This is a genomic window from Rhizobium sp. USDA 4016, assembly GCF_056279705.1.
Genome location: NZ_JBWCCY010000002.1, coordinates 361,722 through 383,316 on the forward strand (window position 1 = coordinate 361,722; position 21,595 = coordinate 383,316).

A 21,595-nucleotide genomic window follows, 5' to 3' on the forward strand; every position below is an offset into this window, starting at 1 on the left:
TTTGTCATGGTCAGCTGCCGGGGCACAAGTTCGACGGCGCCGACGGCGCTCGAAGGTCGGCGTTGCCTCAACCAAGGTCCTTCGCCTGCCAGCCTGCCGTGCTCGCTTCGCTCGCCTTTCGCGCTGCGAGCATCGGCGGCGCAATCACGTGAGGAGGAGAAGGGCTTCGTCTTGAAGTTTACCGAGGCGCTATGCCTAGCAAGCCGGCGTTGAAGCTTGAGCGGATCGAGATGGTGGTGTGCGAGCTCGCCGAGGTTTGGTACGAACTATACGCGCGCGCTGGCGCTGAAGCTCAAGGAAATCTGCGACATCCATGCCGAAGGCAACGCAGCGCGGGAGCTGAAGCGCGGGTTCCGGCCTCTGGTCACCGAGACGTGCCGGTCGAAGCGTTCGCCCGAGTTGATCGCGCTGATGATCTATTTGCTATGCGTCCGGCTGCTTGCCTGCTTCACGGCAGACTTTATGCGCCGATGTCGATTAGCCCCGCAAATCTCGCGAAATCTGCAATGGTGGCATGACGTAGCGCCGGCGGTTCCAATAAATGTTGGACCAGTTGGCGAATGCCAGAGCAGCCAGTGCCGCGTCTAATGTGCGGCTTGCGAGGGGGCTTTGCCGACCCGCATCAACCGGCCTTGATCAGGTTCATCTTGATCCATTCTACGCCGGTATTGGCGTCGTCGTATTCCATGCGGATCACCACCGCGTCATTGATCATTGTAGACAACGCGACAAAGCCCTTCGCAGTTAGCCATTGGCTGGCGTTCATCGCCTCATTGAGCAGGGACACCAATGCATTAAGCTTTCGCACGTGTGTGATCCGCAACGGTGTCATGATTGAATATCGCGGGAAAATGATGGCGGTGATGGCGCCAGCCTGTTCGGACGATCGAACAGGCTGGATGTATTTCACAGTTCGTCCATCCGGACGCCGATACTTAGGAAGGCGGTCCAAGTTTGGAAACCGAGTCCGAAGGAGCTCCCAACTGCCCGGCTTGGCCGCAAACGCGAAGGCCAGTCCTCGAAGGCCCGGGGGCTGCGCGGTGACAAGAGCAACGTCATCGGCAATGGCAGACATGCCCGATGCGCTTAGCAGCGCCGCCAGTGTGGTTTTGCCTTGACCGGAAGAGCCGGCCAACGCTATTGCGCCCGACGCGGAGGAAAGGACCGCTGCGTGAAGTGCGATCCAGTCGGGCCGAGGCCTAAGCACGGCATGGAGGACAGCCTCTTTCAGGCCGACAGCGAGAGCCGCTGGGTCACCGAAGCTCGCCCGTTCTCCAGGCTGGTGGGCGATCCAGTAGCCGTCTTCGCACGCTCCAACCGTAATTTCGGTTTCGGCAACGCCAGTCTGGCCATGGCGCAGATGACCGGCAATGGCATTCCAAGCCCGTTTTGCGCTCGAATCTGGGAAAGAGATGGCAATCATTGCGCCAGAGACGCAGTAGATTTCCCCGGTGGCGGAAATTGATTCTGGGCTTTCGTCGCTTCTAGATTTCGGTCGAATGGGTTCCATCAGCCCTTGCTTCAGAAGGGCAAGTTTTTCCCATTCCACCAGGCAAGACGAAATGTAGTCATTCGCCTCGTCCAGACGACATCCCGTCTCATTGGCGACGAACCGCGCGATCCTGCTCGCTGGTTCGCCTGCAGAAACGCCAAGCCAGATCGGCCCTGATATGGGGCTCAACTGATAGACGCGTTGCTGGGGTTCGGAGAAAAGAGCGTAATCATCGTCAAGAGCGCAGAGCACAACACCATTGTCCGGCCCTGGTACCATTGGTCCGGTTGTCGCCGGGTTGTCCGGGTGCAGGCGCCGGGTCATCGTTGATTTGCCGCGGCAATTTTAAACGGCTTCCAGATCGCGCGCAGCAAGGAAAGCCCGAAATCGTCCAGATTCTTATAAGCGCCGTGATCCTGCCGTGCGATTTGACGGCTAAATAGGAGGTTCGCCAGCAACCCTGCGGGGCTGCCGTCGATCTTGACGCCGGCCAGGCGTTGCAGGTTCAGAAAAAACAAATCCCGTGCCAGGGCCAGCCGACCTGACGGCAACCTGGCACGGACCGCATCCCAGTCGACCTCGTACCCCAAGTCGAAGATCTCGCGGCAGTCGAGAAGATGCCGCAGCTCGACATCGCCCGTGCGCAGACGGCGGTCCAATATCATGTCGTGAACGATTAGGTGTACCACCCACTCCACTGGCGTGGGGATACAAACCCGAACACCCATCACTTCGAGGCGTGTGCTATGGAGCGGTTCGCCCTCTGTGTATAAAATAGCTGGGCCTGGCGGCCTCAGATGCAAGTCCAAGGAACCAACATCGGTAGGCCGATAGAATTTCCCGTATGCGTGTGGACCAGGGTCTTCTGGAAGGGGTTGGTAGCCGATGCCGCGAAGTCGCCCCACGCTTCGCTCGACATTGTTCCTGTCAATCACCAGATCCAAGTCGCTGATCATCCGGTTGCCCAGCCGATGTTCCGGCATAATCATCAGGAGGGCCGACCCTTTGATAAGCAATGGTTCGATCCCCGCTTCGTTCAATACACGCAGGGTCTCGACGGACTGTCGGCGCAGTCGTCGATTTCGCTCTTCGTTCAAATCATACAAAAAGCGCAAGTATTTTTCGACTTCCCCAGGAACGTTGATAAGTAACCCCCAATGGCGAAGCCAACCATATAATGCGGGGCCAACAAGGTGCCGATTGGCCTCCTGCACGACCTTGTCCCACTGATCTTGACCGGTAGTGATCCCGTTCAACAACGCAGCCAGTATTTGGAAGCCGGATTCAGAGTCTCCCGATCTCATGCAACCCCTCCCGCATCATTGGACCTTGCAGCTGACAACTAGAACGGTTTTCAAGCCGTCTTTCGAACGCTGAAGAGCTTGTCGTATTGTGCAATTGGTTTGGGACGCAGGGTGAATAACCAGAATGGACCATGACGACGCCAACAGCACTGCGGAATGGTTCACGATGACATTGGTCCACGGCACTCAGTTCCACGGCAGCTGACAACTCAATACCAACGAGCGCTGATGATGACCGATGGGGCCCAGTTCGGGGGCCGTGGGCATGATCTTCGACGGCAGATCGACTAGATTGTTGGCCGCGGTGACGTTCAATTCCACCACGTGCGAGGGCGGCGTTTAGGAGGACCAGTGTGCACATGGTTCTTATCGCCGTGTCCCCAGCCGGGCCGACGTCCCGTCCGACCGCCGGACGCAGCTACAGCGGGCGAGTTCATGGCGACATCAAGCAGCACCGTCACCGCGGGCGGCGTCAGGGCAGCGAATTTCCCAAGCCCCTTGATGAAATCACGCCGTTCCATTGCGGAACTTGCATCACTTTTTTCTTTGGTTTCACGCTCCGTTGCCATCGGGTTACCTCACGTGCTCGATCTTATATCTTTATAGCATTAATGTGATGGTGAAAAGTCAGACATAAGTTGTATGCGGTAACCTTAAATAACCCGAACGAATACTCGAATCGAGTTACCCCTGACTCTTGAAAACCAAATCATCCCAGATTGACCGGCCGCGCAATCCATTCAAAGGCGCGCCATGGCGCTCTGACGAAGGTGCTCCAGGCGTCGGCCGTGCACGAGCGCATACGTTTGAACGACGAAGCCGTCATAGCTCAATTTGATGACCCTCTACTGACATGATCGGCATGACACTCGGGCCGGCCCCCTGGTGAATGATGTCTGGCTCTCATGAGCGGGCCTGGAGAAGCCAGATGTGCAGAAATTTGAGCACTGGCCGGACCGGTGTCGCGAGGCGCTAAAGCATGCCATGGTTGTGGTCGTTTCGGTTGTTGCCCGGCGCCACCGCCTTCTGATTGATTTCTCCATATCGATAAACTGTTCGAGACTTGCAGATGAGACGCTCGCAACTCGTAGGTACTTGCAATAGATTTACACGGCAGAGCGGTAGCATAAAACATAAAAAAACGAATTGTAACATTGAGTAACCCGACAAGTACCTAAATAGCATTACTAATTTATTTCTTTTAATTTAGCAGTTTTGCATATATACATAGATATAGCAAAAGCATTAGCTCTGAAGCCGGGGCGGCGGAAGAAATATACGCAATGTAATATCTTCCTAACCTTTTGATTTGGGGGGGGGTTATGTCCATATGGTATGCGCACCGTCACATCTCGCCGCTGCACTTTCGCGAGAGCCCAAAATGCGAGCGCTTGCCGCTGCACCTCGCCGATCCCGGCCATATAGATGCAGCAGTTGGCCGGTCAACGAGATATCTTTTCATCAGGCGCATGTTCGATATCGCGTTTGTCCTGGCGAGTGCGCCGGCTAGCGTCCTGCTGGTAGGCGTTGCCGCGGCGGCAGTGGCGGTGACGATGGGGCGTCCAGTCTTTCTCGCCCAAGAGCGTGTTGGTTACAGGGGACGGACGTTCCGCGCACTGAAACTTCGGAGCATGTGCACATCCGATGGTACTCCCCGACCAACCAGTCAGGATGATGACAGAATTACACCTCTCGGTGCGTACCTAAGACAATCGCATCTCGACGAACTGCCGCAGCTCTGGAATGTCCTCGTCGGCCATATGAGCCTTATCGGCCCCAGGCCGGAGTGGGTCCCTCTGGCTCGCCGGTACGAGTGCGCTTTCCCGGAGTACAAACTGCGCTACTGCGCACCTCCAGGTTTGACCGGCTTGGCCCAAGTCAAGCAGGGATATGTTTCGACAATTGACGAAGTTCAAGTGAAAGTAGAATATGATCTATACTATATACTAAATATATCAGTTGCCATGGATCTCAAGATACTTCTTCTAACATCGAAGACATTATTTAACAGTGCGCTATCGCGGTAAACAACAATGGTCGATTTGTGCGATAATTCGCACTCGATTATTTAAAAAGGGGGGTTTACATTGAGCAATCAGAACCATGTCTTGGTCACAGGAGGCTGCGGTTTCTTGGGCCGCCACGTCGTGTCGAGGCTTGCGGCCCAGGGGTGCCATGTAACAATTCTGGACGACTTGTCCGCCGGCGCCCCGCCAGACACGGCGGACGCGTCGATCAAATTCGTCAACGGAGACATCGCCGATCCGAGCACCGTCCGGGCGGTTCTCGGCGAGCGGCCTTTCGACCATGTCATCCACCTTGCAGCGATACATTTCATTCCTCGCTGCGACGCGGATCCGAGGGCCGCGTTCATGGTGAACGTGGTCGGAACAAGGAACTTGGTCGAAGCACTCGTACCGTCCTCGTCGCTAAAGTCTTTGGTCTTCGCATCGAGCGTCGCAGTCTACGCGCCGTCCGCAGAGGTCTTATCTGAGGACGCCGATACGGTGCCGATGGATATCTACGGCTGGAGCAAACTTGTGTGCGAAGATCTCGTTCGGAGCGCTTCGGTCCGAGGGGGATGGCGAGCCGTCTGCTGCCGTCTTTCCAACTTGATCGGGCCGGGCGAGACGAATCCGCACCTCTTTCCTGAGATCGGCAGGCAGATTGCAAGAGGAGAAGCGCTGATAGAAGTTGGGAATACGACGCCGAGGAGAAACTATCTGCATGTTATGGACGCAGCCGACCTATTCGTTCGATGCATTGGACTGTCAGGAAGCGACGCCTACACGATAAACTTGGGCTCAGGTGAGGAGTATTCGGTCGCGGACATTTTGAGCCTGTTCCAGAAAGCCGCGCAAAGACCAGTCAAATTCGTTGAAGCAGCAGCGCGTAAGCGCAAGGTCGATCGGCCTAGGCTTCAGCCAAACACTACCGTCATGCGGGGGCTAATCGGAGAGCCGCAGCGCTCGGTCGAGGATGCGATCAAAGCCGTTTTGACGGAGTTTGCTCTTAAAACACAGCCGAAATGGTCAAATACCGGGTAGGGTGGCATGCGTGTTATAATGGCAAATAGATATTTCCTCGGTTATCTCGGAGGGGTAGAGCGCTACATCGCCTCCCTTGCTGGCGAACTGGGGAGGCTCGGCGTAGACGTCGTGATATGCGCGGCCGGCAGTGACGCGCTCGTCCAGTTCGAGGGGCTCGCAGTCAAGACGGTGCCGTCGCAGGCCCAACTGCGCGCCTTCGTCAACCGTGGAGCCGATGTCGTCCACGCGCATCTGCCGCGCAATCCCTTCTCTTTCGGGGCCCTCCGGGCGGGCCACAAGGCTGGCATGCGCACAGTGTTCACGCCGCACGCCTTCTATCCCGATGGATCCGCCATCAAGAAGCTCGCGAAAGCGGTGACTGATCTCACGATGACGCGCCATACCATGAAGATCTGCGACACCGTCGTGAACTTGACCCCGCAAGATCAGGCAGACTCGATCCGCAACGGATTGGACAGGGAAAAGTCGGTCATAATCCCGAACTCTGTGTCGCTGCGCGAGCTCATTGAACTCGAGGACAAATCCCGCGACATAGTTCCTCCATTTGAGCAGCCATATGTCCTGCACGTCGGGCGTTTTCACCGCGTGAAGAACATCCCATTTCTTGTCAGGGCGCATCGTAGGATCCCCGACCATCATCTGGTCCTAATCGGCCAGGACGACGGTGAGTTGCCCGCCGTTAGAGAACTCGTCTCGCGACTTCAGCTCGAAGGACGGGTCCATATTCTGGAACGTGCCGATCGGGCTCTGGTCATGGCCGCCTACATGAACGCCTCTGCGGTGGTGCTGAGTTCGCGCTGGGAGGGACTCCCAACGGTTCTGCTCGAGGCGATGTTCTTCGGAAAGCCCTTTGTCGCCTCCGACGTGGGTGGAAACGGCTGGCTGGTAGAGCGCGGTGCTCCCGGAATGATATTCAAGCTGGACGACGAAGATGGTTATGTCTCGTCGCTTGCATCCGCCTGCAGGATTCCTGCGAGTGCACTTGCCGGCGGCAGAGCCCTCGTCGCCAATGAATTCTCATGGGAAGTTAATGCCCGGCGCCTCCTGAACATCTACGCTAAGAGTACCTAGTCACCCGAATCCGAAGTTCGTGTCATAAGCTGTTGTCGACCTTCTGACAAAAGCGTTTGACGGATGCGAGAATGTCATCTGCGGATTTCGTCCACCTGTAAGGCTTCGTTGTGGCGTGCGATGACGCTTTTGATGTCGGCTTCGAGCTGTATTGTCGAGGTATGGACGCCTCGACGGAGCTGCTTGCGGGTCAGTTCCGCAAACCAGCGTTCGACCTGATTGATCCACGACGCCGAAGTCGGGGTGAAGTGCACGTGGTAGCGTGGCCGGCGCATCAGCCAGTTTTTGATCGATGCAGTTTTGTGGGTCGCATAGTTGTCCATCACGATATGAACGTCCAAATCGGACGGTACGCTCGCATCGATCTGCTTCAGGAAGTCGAGGAACTCGGTGGCCCGATGCCGCTTGTAGCATTTGCTGATGACAAAGCCGGAGGCGACATCTAGAGCTGCAAACAACGTGGTTGTGCCGTGTGGCCAAGGGCGGTGCGCCGTCAGCCCGACGAGTTTTACGCCAACAAGGGCTATGTCTTTCACGCTGACGCCACGACCTGCGCCAAGGCAGCATCCTCCCGCGCATCGCCCGATGCAACATTGAGCTATCCGACAGGGGTCGAACGAACGATCGCTTGGGTCAAACGCGTTCGCGCCCAATCATCGGCGACTGGCGTCACGCCGACCTCTAGTTCGCCCATCCTCGCGCCGCCAAAGCCCGTGTCAGGGACGCTTAGGAGCCTGCCGGACTGCGCGCGTCTATCGTTCGGAGAGATTGCCGGGCCAGTTGCGCATGCGCACGCAGTCCTTCGAGCTCGTCGTCTGCAATCGGCGGGATGGGCGTATTCATCGCCGGATGAGAACGACCATTGCGCCGTCACGCTAATGCATGCATCGTGCCGGACGTTGAATATGCACCTTAGCAATCAAGTCCGTGCGCCGTTCGACATGCGGCACGACAAGGCTCAGGTCATGGGAACGTACTGGCTTCTAATTGCGTCCTGCATTGGTGGGATTATCGCTGCGGTTCTTAGGCTCTCAGCGATGTCCTGCGTGAACATCGCTACGGTTTTGCTGCTGGGAAGTATAGCGCGCTTGCTTTTCAGCGACTATCGTCTCAACATCATCATCACATCCACTGGAGCACCTGCCATTCTCCTTGTTTCGTTCTTTTTCAGCGGGTGGGCACTCAGTGCAATTCGGAAGACCGACAAGAACGATTGACGGTCGCGTGAACCATCTTGGTTTGTCACGGAGCTTTTTATAATGAGTGGCATGCCGGCTGCTGATCGGAAAGGCACCTTGGCTCGGTGGGATGGCGATTTTCTTCCGCTCGCTCTCCTAGCTTTTTGTACGGTCATGAATTTCGGGCTGGCAATCGTCAACAATCTCGTCACAAATATTCAGGAGATCCACGTCGTTGCCGTGCAGCTCTTTGCGACCCTTTGTGCTGCCGCATTGGTCGTGTTGCGGCGACCTCGTTTGACAGCCGATCAAGTCATATTGTTTGTTATGCTAGTATCCTGCATTGTAATATCGACAATATATCACGGTTATACCGATGTAAAAATTCTGTATGACATGTCGGTGATTCCGCTTTTCGTTGTTTTAGGTTCGACCATCAGGCGAATACCGAGATGGTATATGCATATGCTATTTGTAATTGTATTGACTACGGTGACATTCGAGACTGTCATGCCGGATGTTTATGCCAAGATTGTCAATCCCCTGAGTTACTATGCGAACACACGAAGCTGGGTCGCGGCCAAGATAGATGACCAGGCCGATGTCTCAGGTTTCTATTTGGGTGCCCAGCGGGCGGGGGAGGGCGACGCTACGCATCGCGCCAGCGGCCTCTTTCTCGAGCCTCTGTCCCTAGGTTACTTCGCTTGTATTGCCGCAATTTTCTATTTGAATGAATACAGATTTCAAGTCGGCAGGAAAATACTTGCTGTCGCTGGCTGCTCCTTGCTCATAATATTGTCCGACGTTCGAGCCGCCTTGGGGGTGCTTTTCGTCATTGCGGTAGGGGCGCAGGTCCTTGCGCGATTGCCGCGATTAGCGGGCCTTGCGCTGCCATTCCTGGTGATCGCAGGTGGAGCGGTTTTGCATTTTTCCTCGGTTGGTGATCAGCACATTGCCGACTTGGCGGGACGGTTGTCCTGGACCTTCGAGGAACTCAGGGAAGCTGACTTGACGACGCTGCTGTTCGGAGGCTTCGATCAAACCCATGCCAATGACAGCGCAATTCTCTACTTTGCAGAGGTTTCTGGAATATTGGGGTACGTCCTTCTATTGTACATATCTGCGGGCGTCTCGTCCTTGAAAGAGCGCCCATTTATCACGAACGCCGTGTTGATATACTTGGCGAGTACGAGCCTGTTCGGGCACGCTTATGCTTCGATCAAGACCGGAGCGCTTCTCGGCTTCGTCGTGGGAAGCCAAAAGCACAATCAAGACACGCCAAACATTAAGTGTCTGCCCCGAAAAGCAGTTGACTGGTGAAGAATCGACGGAAATGCATTCCAATCAACATATCGAACCGTCCCAAGCCGGCGAGCCGGCTTGCAGCGACGCAGACCGTTGCACCGGGCCAAACAGCAACCGGTGTATGAGCCGTGGCCGCATTGCCAAAATTTGCCGACGCCGGCGCGATCGTCGGTATCGCGCCAGTGGTCTTAGCGCCCCTTGCGGCAGGCCTAGGACAAATACTCCTGGCAACTGCTGCCCTTTCTTTACACGATAGCAATTGCCGCTACAGTCCTGGCGAGCCCCTGATATTCAGGCGAGGCGAGGATGGAGAGGAGTTTCATGCCATTGCGATCAAAAACCGGTTTGGCTGGCAGGGCGATGGCATGCTTGCTTTTGGTATCATCGCCGATCGGCGTTGCCCGTGCCGACGACGCCAGCGCAACAAAGTCGGACCCGCGATCGCGCGCTAAGGAAATCATCGCTCGGCTTCTGGACGATAAGAGTGATTTTCGCGATCGAAGGCTGCGCTTCGAGGAGGCGATGAGGGCCACGCCTGAGCCAACCCGGGTGCAGATACGCCAGGTCGATGCCGATGGCGTTGACGGCGAGTTGATCTGGCCCGCTCGCCTCCACCACCCGCTTGGCAGGCGGGCGATCCTCTATCTCCACGGTGGAGGCTTTTATGGCGGCTCCTTGCGTAGTCATCGCAACATCGCCGCGTCGTTCGCGAAGGCCTCGTCTGCCGATGTGCTGTTGATCGAATATCGGCTTTTGCCTCAATACCGCTTTCCGAGGCAGGTCGAGGATGCCGTAACCGCATTTCGCTGGCTGCTTGAATCCGGCTACGAGGCGGCAAACATTGTGGTGATCGGAGATTCCGTCGGCGGAACCTTGGCGCTTCAAATGTCCCTTCGCCAGATCGCCACGAACGGCGAGAAGCCCGCTGCCGTGATCGCTATCAGCCCGGTTGCCGATTTTGAGGGTGCGGGGTTTCCGGCGCATGGCGAAGACGAGGTTTCCGTCAGCCGCGAATGGCTGCAGCAGGTGGGGAAGGAATATGCGGGGAAGGGGGGTTCCTCGCTTCAAACCGTGTCGCCGATAAACAGCGATTATTCAGGTTTTCCTCCGATCCTGCTGCAGGTCGGGGACAAGGAGGCTTTGCGGGGGGATGTTCAGCGTCTTTTCGAAAAGCTGAAGGCCGCAAACGTCGATGTGCGGCTCGACGTCGTGCCGGGCCTGTTCCATGAGGCGTCGCTGTTTCCGTTCTGGCTCGACCAAGCCAGGAGGTCCAACCAGGATGCGGCGGAATTTGCCATGGCTCATTTCGCCGATAGACCACCGCAATGAAACCGGGTTGGCGATGCTCCGACAGCCGCTATTCGCCTTCGTCCGCCAAGCTGGCCGTATCCTAGATCGCAAAGGCTTCCTTCAATCCGAAGCTTTTGCGTTCGCGCAGATCTAGATCGGCTTCGATATGAGAAATGTGGTGCACCATCAGGCGGCAGGCGGTATCGAGATCGTCGTGTTCAATAGCCGCAACGATATCGCCGTGCTCTGTGTGGCCGCAGCTTGATACGGTCGACTGACCGTAGAGCGCGATGACAAGCGAGGAGCGGGCGACGAGCTCTTCCATGAAGCGCTGCATGATGGCATTGCCGGAAATCTGTGCGAGCATTAAGTGAAAATCGCCGGAGGCCTTGATTTCTGCGCGTCGCGCTGTTTGGCCGCGCTCGCTCATCAGACGGCCCTCTTCCAATAGAAGCTGCCTCAGATGCTGGATCTGCGAAGGTGTAATGCGCGCGGCCGCTTCGCGCAGGATTCCGGGCTCCACGAGCCGGCGGGCAGCGAAAATCTGACGGGCCTCGTCCGGGGACGGATAGGCGACGAAGGCGCCACGGTTCTTCTCCACGCTGACGAGGCCCTCATAGGACAGGGCCTGGAGCGCGGCGCGGGCAAGCGTGCGGCTGACGTTGAAAAGATTTCCGACATCGCCTTCGGAAAGTTTCGTGCCGGGAGAAAGGCGCCGCTCGACGATCGCATCGCGGATCGCATCGCGAATTTGCTGCGTGCTTATTTCGGCTGAATCATCTGCCGAAAGAACTGCGTCAGAGGTGGACTTCATGAAATCGGATACCTGATTATCGCCTCGATGATAGACAGCTTCGGGAGAAAAGTTAAACGGAATTTGCGAGCAAAACAGGGTCAAATTGTATACGATTCTTTGCATAAATTGCAGACAAAAGCCTATTTCCTGTGCAAGTCGAGCAAGGCCAAATTGGGGGCGGCCCTTGGATCTTCCGAAAAAACCCAGCGATTCATGGGGTTTGGTTCCGGCGACGAAACTGGCACGGCGGATGCATTAACTTTCTCGAACAGAGGAAGACATGATGTCGAAAGCGGCGGAAATCGATATAGCATCCGTTTCGAAGGTTTATGGCGCGACAACTGCTGTGCACGCCATCAGCTTGAAGATTCCGGCTGGATCATATTGCTGCTTCCTCGGCCCATCGGGCTGCGGGAAGACCTCGACGCTCCGCATGATCGCCGGCCATGAAAGCATCTCGTCGGGCGATATCCGCCTCGGCAATACGGTTGTGACCGACTTTCCTCCGGCCAAGCGCGGCACGGCGATGATGTTCCAGTCTTATGCGCTCTTTCCGCATCTGGACCTTATCGACAATGTTGCCTTCAGCCTGAAGATGAAGGGGGTCGGCAAGGACGAGCGCCGGGCCAAGGCGCTGGAGATGCTGAAGCTGATGCAGATGGAAGCTTACGCGACCAGGCGTCCGGCGCAGCTTTCGGGCGGCCAGCAGCAGCGCGTGGCGCTGGCGCGCGCGCTGATCACCGATCCGGAAGCGCTGCTGCTTGACGAGCCTTTGTCGGCCCTCGACCCGTTCCTGAAGATCCGGATGCGCGCGGAGCTCAAGAAGCTTCAAAAGACGCTTGGCATCACCTTCGTCCATGTGACGCACAGCCAGGAAGAGGCGATGGCGCTTGCCGACATGATTGTCGTCATGAATGACGGCAAGATCGAACAGGCGGCAGCACCGCGCCAGGTGTTCGAGCGCCCAGCAACGGCTTTCGTCGCCCGTTTTATGGGCGACCACAACGTTCTATCCGGTCGTGTCGTCTCTGCCGAAGGCGGCGTGATCACACTCAAGGTGCCGGAAGGCCAGACATTTTCCGTGCGTGGTGAGGGCAGGAAGGTGGGCGAGCCTATCGATATCGGCATCCGCACCGATCGCGTCCGGCTCGAAGCGCCGGTGGAAAAGACGCTCGGCTTCCACGGCGTGGTTTCCAACATCGAATATCGCGGCGCTTCGGTGAAGATCACCGCAATCGGCGCGGGCAGTGACGACTTCACGGTCATCGCGAGCGACGGCGATTACTTCGCCAAACCCGTATCGATCGGCGATGCGGTGTCTTTGAGTTGGACCCTGGAGGATGCCGCCCTCCTCGGCCGTGCATGAATTTCGCAATCAAAAAAGGGGAACTGACATGACGACTGAAACGAAGACAACCAAGACTGAGAAGGGCATGTCCCGCCGTTCGCTTTTGAAGACGGGCGCTGCCGCCATCGGTGCAGCCGCCGGCTCGGGCCTGATCACCGGCTTTCCGACGATTTGGGCGCAGTCCAGCATCACGCTTCGCCAGTTCGGCACCGGCGTCTCCAATATCAACGCGATCGCCGAACAGTGCAAGAAGGACCTCGGCATCACGCTTGAGATGACAGCGACGGACTCGGACGCTGCTGCACAGCGTGCCGTCACCCAGCCGGACAGCTATGACATCGCCGACATCGAATACTGGATTGCCAAGAAAGTCTTTCCGACCGGCGTCCTTCAGCCGATGGATACGTCGAAGCTGAAATATTTCGACAAGATCGTGCCGCTCTTCATCAACGGCAAGATGAAGCCGGACAGCGTCATTGCGCAGGGTACTGCACCGCATACGGTCGGCTTCGTCGAAGGCGCCGATTCCAAGACCTTCGCCAAGGAGCCGACGAAGTGGATGACGATGGTTCCGACCATTTACAACGCCGACACCCTGGGCATCCGACCGGATCTCGTCGGCCGCGAGATCACCACTTGGGCCGACATCATGGATCCGAAGTTCAAGGGCAAGACCTCGATCCTGAATATTCCCTCGATCGGCATCATGGATGCCGCGATGATCATGGAAGCCATGGGCAACATCAAATATGCCGACAAGGGCAACATGACCAAGGAAGAGATCGACAAGACGATTGAATTCCTGATCAAGGCAAAGAGCGAAGGCCAGTTCCGCGCCTTCTGGAAGAGCTTCGACGAGTCGGTCAACCTGATGGCGTCGGGCGAGGTCGTCATCCAGTCCATGTGGTCGCCGGCCGTTGCCGCTGTCCGTTCCAAGGGTATTGCCTGCAAGTATCAGCCGCTCAAGGAAGGCTACCGCGCATGGGGCGGCGGTCTCGGCCTTGCCTCGCACCTCAAGGGTGCTCAGCTCGACGCCGCCTACGAGTACATCAACTGGTACACGTCCGGCTGGGTCGGCGGCTACCTCAACCGCCAGGGCTACTACTCTGCCTGCATGGAAACCGCCAAGGGCTTCATGTCGGCCGACGAATGGGGCTACTGGATCGAGGGCAAGCCGGCGCAGGGCGATATTCTCTCGCCGGAAGGCAAGGTCATGGAGAAGGCCGGGGCCGTGCGCGATGGCGGCTCCTTCGAGGCCCGCATGGGCGCTGTCGCCTGCTGGAACTCGGTCATGGACGAAGACCGCTACATGGTCCGCCGCTGGAACGAGTTCATCGCCGCATAAGGTGTTCGCCGCGTTTGTCTCCTCAACCCTCCCGACAGGAGGAGCGGACCGGAGAGGTTGCGGCAGAAAACTCCCTCCTTCTGCGGGAGGGCTGGGGAGGGGTCTTTCGGATCCCTTCCATTTTGGTTTCCGCGAATGTCTAAGAGGATGGCAGATGGCAACGATCGCTTCCGCACAACCCAGTGAGAAGGCTGAGCGCGTTCGAAGTGGCGGCTTTCGCCTGCCGCTGGCTGCGATTTCCTATCTCCAGGCCTTGCCGCTCTTTGTGATCCTCGGTTTCTTCTTCCTGCTGCCGATCGCGATGATCGCGGTCGTGAGCTTCTGGGATTACGACTTTGCGGGGCTCTATCCCGCCTTCCTCACCATGAATTATACCGAGACGCTCGGTTCATGGGTCACCTGGAAGATCTACCTTAACACGCTCAAATTCACCGTCATCGTCTGGGCGCTGACGCTCCTCATCGGCTTTTGGGTCGCCTATTTCCTGGCTTTCCATATCCGCAAGACCTCGACGCAGATGATCCTCTTCCTTGTCTGCACCGTCCCCTTCATGACGTCGAACATCATCCGCATGATCTCGTGGATTCCGGTGCTCGGCCGCAATGGGCTCGTCAATACGACGCTGATTGAGATGGGCCTCATTCCGCAGCCGATCGAGTGGTTGCTCTATTCCGATTTCGCCGTCGTACTCGCCATGGTGCACCTTTATACGCTCTTCATGGTGACGCCGATCTTCAACACGCTGATGCGCATCGACCGCTCGCTGTTCGAGGCGGCGCGCGATGCCGGTGCCAGCGGCTGGCAAATCCTCTGGAACGTCGTCATCCCGCTTGCAAAACCCGGCATGGCGATCGGTACGATCTTCGTCGTGACGCTGGTGATGGCGGATTTTTCGACCGTGCAGGTCATGTCCGGTGGCCAGAGCGCTTCGGTCGCATTGATGATGAAAAACCAGATGTCGCTGCTGCAGTATCCGGCCGCTGCTGCAAACGCTGTCGTGCTTCTGGTCGTCGTGCTCTTGATGGTCGCCGCCATCCTGCGCGTCGTCGACATCCGCAAGGAGCTTTGAGATGAACCATGAAAAGCGAACCGTCGAATTCTATGTGCTCGCGGTCTTTTTCGCCGTCTTCGTGGTCTTTCTCTACGGCCCGCTCTCGGCGGTTCTGATCCTGTCATTCCAGGGGCCGGACGGGGGCCTGACCTTCCCGCTGAACGGGGTTTCGGTTCACTGGTTCTTCAACCTTTTCGAAAAGCAGGCCGTCGGCGATTTCGGCGCATCCTTCAAACGGTCCTTTTTGCTCGGCCTGATGGTGATGATCGTCACCGTCGTCGTTTCGCTGCTCGCAGGTCTGGCCTTCCGCCGGAAATTCCGAGGCTCGACGGCACTGTTTTATGCGACCGTTGCAAGCCTCGTTGTCCCCTCGATCATCATTTCGCTCGGCATCGGCGTCGTCTTCCAGCAGGGCGGCCTGAAGCCCGCCTGGTATTCCTCGGCTTTCGGCGCGCACCTCACCTGGACGCTGCCGTTCGGCGTGCTGATCATGTTTGCCGTCTTCAATCGCTTCTCTCCGGCCTATGAGGAAGCAGCGCGCGATCTCGGCGCAAGCTCATGGCAGACCTTCCGGCACGTCGTTTTGCCGATGATCCTGCCGAGCCTGATCGGCGTCGGCCTTTTCGGCTTCACGCTCTCTTATGACGAATTCGCCCGCACGCTGATGACGTCGGGCACCTACAACACGCTGCCGCTCGAGATCTACGGCATGACGACGAACGTCACGACGCCCGTGCTTTATGCGCTCGGAACGGTGACGACGCTCTTCTCCTTCACCATTATCCTCGTCGCGCTCGGCATCATGATGATGCTCAGCCGGCGGCAGGCAAAGATCAAATGACATGCGCATATTGCTGGTAAACCCCAACACGACGGCCTCGATGACGGAAAAGGCTGCTATCGCCGCACGCGCTGTCGCTGCAACAGGAACGGACATCATCGCTGCCACGTCCCGTATGGGACCGGTTTCGATCGAAGGCCATTATGACGGGGCGCTGGCAATCCCGGGACTGCTGATGGAGCTGAAGGAGCGCCAGGGGGCAGGCTATGACGCGGCGGTCGTCGCCTGCTTCGACGACACCGGCCTTGATGCGGCGCGCGCCTTTGCCGATGTGCCGGTGCTCGGCCTTTGCGAATCTGCGGTAGCGACGGCCGGCTTCCTGGCGCAACGCTTCACGGTCGTTACCACGCTGGAACGCTCCCGGGTGCTTATCGACAATCTTGTCCGCCGCTACGGCATGGGCGGCCGGGCGAAGGTAAGGGCGTGCGACATCCCGGTGCTCGAGCTCGAAAACGAGGGCTCTGGTGCCATCGGAAAGCTTCGGGCTGAAATCGAAACGGCCCTTTCAGAAGATGGTGCAGAAGCAATCGTGCTCGGCTGTGCGGGCATGACCGATCTCGCGCGCGATTTGCAGGAGATCTATGGTGTTCCGGTCGTCGATGGCGTCGCCGCGGCCGTGAAGCAGGCCGAAGCGCTGGTGTCGCTCGGACTTTCGACCAGCAAGCGCGGCTCCTATGCCTCGCCGCTTCCCAAGGCCTTCACGGGCGCGATGAGCAGATTTGCCCCGATGCGGACGCCAAGCTGAGATGAGCATCTCCTTCGACTTTACGGCACTGAGCGAGCGCGAGCGCTACAAGCTGATGATCGGCACGATCATTCCGCGTCCGATCGCGCTGGTGACGACGGTGGATGAGGAGGGCCGCATCAATGCCGCACCCTTTTCCTTCTTCAACTGCCTTTCGGCCGATCCGCCGATCCTGGCGCTGGGCGTCGAGAACCATCCGGACATGTCCTTCAAGGATACCGCCCACAATATCCGCATGACCGAGGTTTTCACCGTCAACATCGTCTCCTTTTCAATCGCCGAGGCGATGCATGTCTGTGGCGCGAAGTATGCGCGCGGTGTCGACGAACTGAAGGAGGCGGGTCTGACCGCCATGCCCGGAGAAAAGGTCGGTTCGCCCTGGATTGCGGAGGCTCCTGCCGCCTTCGAATGCCGCAGGCATATGACGCTGGAGCTTGGCAAGTCGCGCCAGGTTATCCTCGGTGAAATCGTCTTTGCGCATTATCGTGACGGTGTTGTCGATCCGGAGCGCCTTCACGTCGATCCAGCAGCAGTCGATGCGATCGCCCGCCTTGGGGGCGACATCTGCTCCACCGTCCGCGACCGCTTCGAGATGCTGACGCCGAAGTTGTAGCGGGCGGTTCATTTGCGAGAAGCAAGCCCTGCTCGTATCTCAAGACGCTAGCGGTAATTTTCTGGAAGCGATCCTTGGGGGAAAGAAGGCCGAAGACAAGCCCGATTGCCTCTGACGGGTGGTTTGACGGCTCTTTGATGTCGAACGGGCGAACCGTTTGGCGTCATTCGCCTCTTTCGCCTTCGTCACGAAAAAAAGCTTTGCGCTCGCAAGCGGAATGTTAGGCGCCACGCCGATGAGGGGTGAAAACAGTCAATCAGATCGTCACCTGGATCCCGAGTTCGACGACACGCCCGGTCGGGAGCCGGAAATACTCAGTTGCGTTGCTGGCATTGTGCGCGAGTGCGATGAACACCCGATCCTGCCACAGCGGCATGCCGCCTTTCTCGGACGGCAAGATCGTCCTGCGCGACAGGAAAAAGGTCGTCGACATGATATCGAATTTCAGGCCGAGTTTGCGCGCCAGGATAAGGGCGCGGGGAATGTTGGGGGTCTCCATATAGCCAAAGGTGATGACGATGCGGCTGAACAGGGGATGCAGGCTCTCAAGGAAGATTTTCTCGTCATCGGCGACATAAGGTGACGGGGACGTCAAAACGGAGAGGATGATATTGTGCTCGTGCAGCACCTTGTAGTGCTTCATGCTATGCAAAAGAGCAGTTGGCGCACCTTCGACGTCACTTGTCAGAAACACTGCAGTTCCCGGCACGGTTGATGGCTTTTTCCTTGTCAGATTGTCGATGATCATCGTGAGGGGGACCTCGTCCGCCCTCGTTCTAATTGTCAGTAAGCGACGTCCGGAAATCCAGGTTTGCATCAAGAACGCAACGGTGAGGGCAACGGCGACGGGAACCCAGCCGCCTTCTCCGAACTTTGCGACGTTGGCGACGAAGAAGCTGGTGTCGATCAAGATCAGTGGAGCGATTACGATCAATGCAAGTGTCCGTCGCCATCTCCAGATGCGTCGCGCGACGACGAAAAGCAAAATAGCGGTAATGAGCATCTCACCGGTGACGGCGATCCCGTAGGCGGCGGACAGACCGCTGGAATTTCGAAACGTGATCACCAACGCGATGACGGCGACGAACAACAAGGCATTGATCTGGGGCATGTAGATTTGCCCGGCCTGAGTTTCCGACGTATGGCGGATGCTGAAGCGCGGCAGAAGATTGAGATGCATCGCTTGGCGGATAAGGGAATATGCCCCGGATATGACCGCTTGGCTGGCAATGACGGTTGCAGCGGTCGCGAGAACGACCACAGGAAATTGCGCCCATTCGGGCTGCATTGCAAAAAAAGGATGTTCGATGTCCTCAGGATGGCTGAGGACATATGCGCCCTGACCGAAATAATTCAAAAGCAGGCTTGGAAACACCAGCGCGAACCAGGCAAAGACGATCGGCTTGCGCCCGAAATGCCCAAGATCCACATAGAGCGCCTCAGCGCCGGTTACCGCCAGGAACACTGCACCCAGAACCGACACTGAAATTCCAGCATGCGTGCCGAGAAATTGTATGGCGTGAAGCGGATTGATGGCCGAGAGGATCAAGGGCTGTTGGAGGATGTGCGCAAGGCCGGAGACGCCAAGGGTTAAAAACCATAATGCGGTGACGGGACCGAATATCGATGCGACACCGCCCGTCCCGAACCGTTGAACGAGAAACAGTACCGTTATGATGACAACCGTGGCGGGAACGACCCAATGCGAAAGCTGCGGGGCGACCACTTCGAGGCCTTCGACCGCCGATAAAACCGATATCGCAGGGGTGATTATGGCATCGCCCACAAACAGCGACGCGCCGGCAATGCCAAGAACAAGGACCCAAACCGGCCTGCCTTCAAGGCTCTCTCGGGCGAGCGACATCAGTGAAAGTGTGCCGCCTTCTCCTTTGTTGTCGGCTTTCAAAACGAAGCCGACATATTTGATGGCGACGATGGAAGTCAATGCCCAGACGATCAGGGAAAGCAAACCGAGAATTTGCTTGCCATCGACCATTCCTGACACCTGACCGGAGACCTTCAGGGCTTCGCGGAATGCATAAATCGGGCTTGTGCCGATATCGCCGTAGACGACGCCGAGGGCTCCGAGAACGAGGAGGGGAAAATTCGCCGGTCCCCGGTGATCATTTTCGGCTTGGGGTCCGTTCCTGGGTGGCTTCGTCGAGGTCAAGGTTATGTCCTGGTTGACGATCGCTGTTCAAGCGTCGCCGACTATCCGCCGTCCCGCCGCCAAAGAAGTCCTCGAAGAGGAAACGACGCGAACGTGCAAAGAGATCCCTGCTTCGGATTGTCCTGGTGACGGTTCCTCTCGATCTGGCGCTCATAATCGCAGTTTCTGCGGTCAATGTCACGTCACAGCAGCGCTCCTTCAAGTGGATCGCCGCCGGTCGATGGCGACCGGATGCGAAGTGGAAATGCGCAGGTGGCCAAGAAAAAGCAAGGCACAACACATACGTGGAATCGGCGTTACGCATCACGGCAAATACGTGCGCCAATCGCACACGCCTACCATATGAAACTGATTTTTTGATACAAAACAAAATCCTTGAAATAAAAAATTTTCGAGTCTAGCTTGCGGAAAAATCAAATTCAATAAACGAGGAACATTCATGCGGGCAAAAGCCACCCTCAACCGGGAATTCACGATTTCGACCGTCGACAAGCGGGTCTTCGGCTCCTTCCTTGAGCACATGGGCCGCGCCGTTTACACCGGCATCTATGAACCGGGCCATGCGAAGGCGGACAAGGACGGCTTTCGAACCGATGTTCTTGATATGGTGCGCGATCTCGACATGCCGATCGTGCGCTATCCGGGTGGCAATTTCGTCTCGGCCTATCATTGGGAAGACGGTATCGGCCCGCGGGACCAGCGTCCGACAAGGCTTGATCTCGCGTGGCGAACACGTGAAACCAACCAAGTGGGCATCAACGAATTCGCCGACTGGTCGAAGCTTGCCAACACCGAGATGATGCTTGCCATGAACCTCGGCTCGCGCGGACTGAACGATGCCCGCAACTTCCTCGAATATTGCAATCATCCGGGCGGAACCTACTGGAGCGACCTGCGCGCCAAGCACGGCTACAAGGATCCGCACAATGTCCGTATTTGGTGCCTCGGAAACGAGATGGACGGTCCCTGGCAGGTCGGCCACAAGAGTGCTGCCGAATACGGCCACCTCGCCAACGAGGTCAGCAAGGCCTTCAAATATTTCGACAAGACCCTGGAGACGGTTGTCTGCGGCTCGTCCAACGACAAGATGAAGAGTTATCCCGAATGGGAGGCGACGGTTCTCGATGCGAGCTATGACAGCGTCGACTACATCTCGTTGCACAAGTATTTCGGCAACGAAGAAAACGACACGCTGAACTATTATGCCAAGGCGATCGAGCTCGATCGCTATATCGTCACCATCGGCGGCGTCATCGACTACATCAAGGCGAAGAAGCGGTCGAAGCGCGACGTGAAGATCTGCTTCGACGAATGGAACGTCTGGTATCACGACCGCAAGGAAGACGGCGAGCGTATCGCGAGCTGGGATTGGCCGGAAGCGCCGCCGCTCCTCGAAGAGCTCTATAATCTCGAGGATGCGATTTTCGTCGCTTCGCTGATCAATGTCTTCATCCGCCGCTCTGACCGGGTCAAGATCGCCTGCATGGCGCAGCTCGTCAATGTGATTGCGCCGATCCTCACCAAGGCCGGCGGTCCGGCATGGCGCCAGTCGATTTATTATCCGCTGCAATTTGCCTCGAAATACGGTCGCGGCACGGCGCTGACGGTGTCGTCATCCGGCCCGACTTACGACTGCGAGGTCGCGCAGGACGTGCCCTATCTCGATCTGTCGGCGGTGCTGCACGACGATGGCAAGACCATAGCGCTCTTTGCGATCAACCGCAGCCTCGACGAGACGATGGACTTGAGCGTCGACCTGCAAGGCTTCAAGGGTCTCAAGATCGTGCAGCATCACGTCATGACCGGCGAGGATCTGAAAGCCAGGAACGCGGTCGAGAACCAGGAGCGCATCGTCCCAAGACCGGGCACAGGTCTTTCCATCACCGACGAGGGTGCGCTCATCGGGCCCCTGCCGGCAAAATCCTATCATTTCATACTGCTGTCTGTCGCCTCGGCGTGAACTGATTGCCATCGGGGCGGCGGAGGAGCCGCCCCG

At 57.4% G+C, this 21,595-nt stretch carries 17 protein-coding genes and 1 pseudogene; 13 read left to right on the plus strand and 5 right to left on the minus strand.

The annotated features are described in order from the left end of the window. Window positions 1-622: 622 nt before the first annotated feature. Together ACZ9DP_RS02640 and ACZ9DP_RS02645 are read right to left on the minus strand one after the other, a co-directional pair. Window positions 623-1,816 (minus strand): hypothetical protein, encoded by a 1,194-nt coding sequence (locus ACZ9DP_RS02640; protein WP_476200116.1) that lies wholly within the window; start codon window positions 1,814-1,816, stop codon window positions 623-625. Further along, window positions 1,813-2,796 carry a nucleotidyltransferase family protein gene (locus ACZ9DP_RS02645; protein WP_476200117.1) on the minus strand — a complete coding sequence of 328 codons (984 nt, stop codon included), beginning with the start codon at window positions 2,794-2,796 and terminating at the stop codon, window positions 1,813-1,815. The genes ACZ9DP_RS02640 and ACZ9DP_RS02645 overlap by 4 nt, the downstream gene beginning before the upstream one ends. Window positions 2,797-4,265: 1,469 nt before the next feature. On the opposite strand from ACZ9DP_RS02645, the gene ACZ9DP_RS02650 reads away from it, so the two are divergent. The 3 genes from ACZ9DP_RS02650 (at window position 4,266) to ACZ9DP_RS02660 (ending at window position 6,917) form a co-directional block, all read left to right on the plus strand. Then, window positions 4,266-4,823, plus strand: coding sequence for a sugar transferase (locus ACZ9DP_RS02650; RefSeq protein WP_476202176.1), 558 nt, complete (start codon window positions 4,266-4,268; stop codon window positions 4,821-4,823). An 81-nt stretch (window positions 4,824-4,904) separates the two neighbouring features. Next, window positions 4,905-5,843 (plus strand): NAD-dependent epimerase/dehydratase family protein, encoded by a 939-nt coding sequence (locus ACZ9DP_RS02655; protein ID WP_476200118.1) that lies wholly within the window; start codon window positions 4,905-4,907, stop codon window positions 5,841-5,843. An 18-nt stretch (window positions 5,844-5,861) separates the two neighbouring features. Further along, a complete protein-coding gene (locus ACZ9DP_RS02660; protein ID WP_476200120.1) occupies window positions 5,862-6,917 on the plus strand; it encodes a glycosyltransferase family 4 protein in 1,056 nt (351 codons plus the stop codon). Window positions 6,918-6,939: 22 nt separating this feature from the next. Here ACZ9DP_RS02660 and ACZ9DP_RS02665 read toward each other — a convergent pair. Continuing rightward, a pseudogene (locus ACZ9DP_RS02665) lies at window positions 6,940-7,390 on the minus strand (IS630 family transposase); the annotation flags it as partial. Between the two features lie 432 nt (window positions 7,391-7,822). Between ACZ9DP_RS02665 and ACZ9DP_RS02670 the strand changes: the two are divergent. The 3 genes from ACZ9DP_RS02670 to ACZ9DP_RS02680 all read left to right on the plus strand — a co-directional run bounded on the left by ACZ9DP_RS02670 (window position 7,823) and on the right by ACZ9DP_RS02680 (window position 10,729). Next, window positions 7,823-8,134, plus strand: coding sequence for a hypothetical protein (locus ACZ9DP_RS02670; RefSeq protein ID WP_156886661.1), 312 nt, complete (start codon window positions 7,823-7,825; stop codon window positions 8,132-8,134). A gap of 42 nt (window positions 8,135-8,176) precedes the next feature. Beyond that, on the plus strand, window positions 8,177-9,415 hold the full coding sequence (locus ACZ9DP_RS02675) for a hypothetical protein (protein WP_476200122.1): 1,239 nt from the start codon (window positions 8,177-8,179) through the stop codon (window positions 9,413-9,415). Window positions 9,416-9,721: 306 nt separating this feature from the next. Beyond that, the gene (locus ACZ9DP_RS02680) at window positions 9,722-10,729 is read left to right on the plus strand and encodes an alpha/beta hydrolase (RefSeq protein ID WP_476200123.1); all 1,008 of its coding nucleotides are present in this window, start codon (window positions 9,722-9,724) and stop codon (window positions 10,727-10,729) included. Between the two features lie 61 nt (window positions 10,730-10,790). Here the strand turns inward: ACZ9DP_RS02680 and ACZ9DP_RS02685 are convergent, their stop codons facing one another. Then, complete coding sequence (locus ACZ9DP_RS02685) at window positions 10,791-11,504, minus strand: GntR family transcriptional regulator (protein ID WP_074072897.1); 714 nt, start codon at window positions 11,502-11,504, stop codon at window positions 10,791-10,793. 265 nt (window positions 11,505-11,769) lie between these two features. Between ACZ9DP_RS02685 and ACZ9DP_RS02690 the strand changes: the two genes are divergently transcribed. From ACZ9DP_RS02690 to ACZ9DP_RS02715, 6 genes are all read left to right on the plus strand, one after another. Then, a complete protein-coding gene (locus ACZ9DP_RS02690; RefSeq protein WP_074072896.1) occupies window positions 11,770-12,852 on the plus strand; it encodes an ABC transporter ATP-binding protein in 1,083 nt (360 codons plus the stop codon). Window positions 12,853-12,880: 28 nt separating this feature from the next. Further along, on the plus strand, window positions 12,881-14,179 hold the full coding sequence (locus tag ACZ9DP_RS02695; protein WP_074073178.1) for an ABC transporter substrate-binding protein: 1,299 nt from the start codon (window positions 12,881-12,883) through the stop codon (window positions 14,177-14,179). 154 nt (window positions 14,180-14,333) lie between these two features. Further along, entirely contained in the window at window positions 14,334-15,248 is a 915-nt protein-coding gene (locus ACZ9DP_RS02700) for an ABC transporter permease (protein ID WP_476200125.1), read from the plus strand. A 1-nt stretch (window position 15,249) separates the two neighbouring features. Further along, the gene (locus ACZ9DP_RS02705) at window positions 15,250-16,071 is read left to right on the plus strand and encodes an ABC transporter permease (protein WP_074072894.1); all 822 of its coding nucleotides are present in this window, start codon (window positions 15,250-15,252) and stop codon (window positions 16,069-16,071) included. A gap of 1 nt (window position 16,072) precedes the next feature. Further along, window positions 16,073-16,816 (plus strand): aspartate/glutamate racemase family protein, encoded by a 744-nt coding sequence (locus ACZ9DP_RS02710; protein ID WP_476200128.1) that lies wholly within the window; start codon window positions 16,073-16,075, stop codon window positions 16,814-16,816. A 1-nt stretch (window position 16,817) separates the two neighbouring features. Next, window positions 16,818-17,429, plus strand: coding sequence for a flavin reductase family protein (locus ACZ9DP_RS02715; protein WP_476200130.1), 612 nt, complete (start codon window positions 16,818-16,820; stop codon window positions 17,427-17,429). A 256-nt stretch (window positions 17,430-17,685) separates the two neighbouring features. Here the strand turns inward: ACZ9DP_RS02715 and ACZ9DP_RS02720 are convergent, their stop codons facing one another. After that, window positions 17,686-19,599, minus strand: a complete 1,914-nt coding sequence (locus ACZ9DP_RS02720) for a potassium transporter Kup (protein WP_476200131.1) — start codon at window positions 19,597-19,599, stop codon at window positions 17,686-17,688. Between the two features lie 439 nt (window positions 19,600-20,038). Here ACZ9DP_RS02720 and arfA point away from each other — a divergent pair, with 439 nt between their 5' ends. Beyond that, entirely contained in the window at window positions 20,039-21,559 is a 1,521-nt protein-coding gene (arfA, locus tag ACZ9DP_RS02725; RefSeq protein WP_476200132.1) for an arabinosylfuranosidase ArfA, read from the plus strand. Window positions 21,560-21,595: the final 36 nt, after the last annotated feature.

Coding starts and splice junctions, on each gene's coding strand:
- ACZ9DP_RS02640 (WP_476200116.1), bottom strand. CDS start 1,816: ATGACCCGGCGCCTGCACCCGGACAACCCGGCGACAACCGGACCAATG.
- ACZ9DP_RS02645 (WP_476200117.1), bottom strand. CDS start 2,796: ATGAGATCGGGAGACTCTGAATCCGGCTTCCAAATACTGGCTGCGTTG.
- ACZ9DP_RS02650 (WP_476202176.1), top strand. CDS start 4,266: ATGTTCGATATCGCGTTTGTCCTGGCGAGTGCGCCGGCTAGCGTCCTG.
- ACZ9DP_RS02660 (WP_476200120.1), top strand. CDS start 5,862: ATGGCAAATAGATATTTCCTCGGTTATCTCGGAGGGGTAGAGCGCTAC.
- ACZ9DP_RS02670 (WP_156886661.1), top strand. CDS start 7,823: ATGCACCTTAGCAATCAAGTCCGTGCGCCGTTCGACATGCGGCACGAC.
- ACZ9DP_RS02675 (WP_476200122.1), top strand. CDS start 8,177: ATGAGTGGCATGCCGGCTGCTGATCGGAAAGGCACCTTGGCTCGGTGG.
- ACZ9DP_RS02680 (WP_476200123.1), top strand. CDS start 9,722: ATGCCATTGCGATCAAAAACCGGTTTGGCTGGCAGGGCGATGGCATGC.
- ACZ9DP_RS02685 (WP_074072897.1), bottom strand. CDS start 11,504: ATGAAGTCCACCTCTGACGCAGTTCTTTCGGCAGATGATTCAGCCGAA.
- ACZ9DP_RS02690 (WP_074072896.1), top strand. CDS start 11,770: ATGTCGAAAGCGGCGGAAATCGATATAGCATCCGTTTCGAAGGTTTAT.
- ACZ9DP_RS02695 (WP_074073178.1), top strand. CDS start 12,881: ATGACGACTGAAACGAAGACAACCAAGACTGAGAAGGGCATGTCCCGC.
- ACZ9DP_RS02700 (WP_476200125.1), top strand. CDS start 14,334: ATGGCAACGATCGCTTCCGCACAACCCAGTGAGAAGGCTGAGCGCGTT.
- ACZ9DP_RS02705 (WP_074072894.1), top strand. CDS start 15,250: ATGAACCATGAAAAGCGAACCGTCGAATTCTATGTGCTCGCGGTCTTT.
- ACZ9DP_RS02710 (WP_476200128.1), top strand. CDS start 16,073: ATGCGCATATTGCTGGTAAACCCCAACACGACGGCCTCGATGACGGAA.
- ACZ9DP_RS02715 (WP_476200130.1), top strand. CDS start 16,818: ATGAGCATCTCCTTCGACTTTACGGCACTGAGCGAGCGCGAGCGCTAC.
- arfA (WP_476200132.1), top strand. CDS start 20,039: ATGCGGGCAAAAGCCACCCTCAACCGGGAATTCACGATTTCGACCGTC.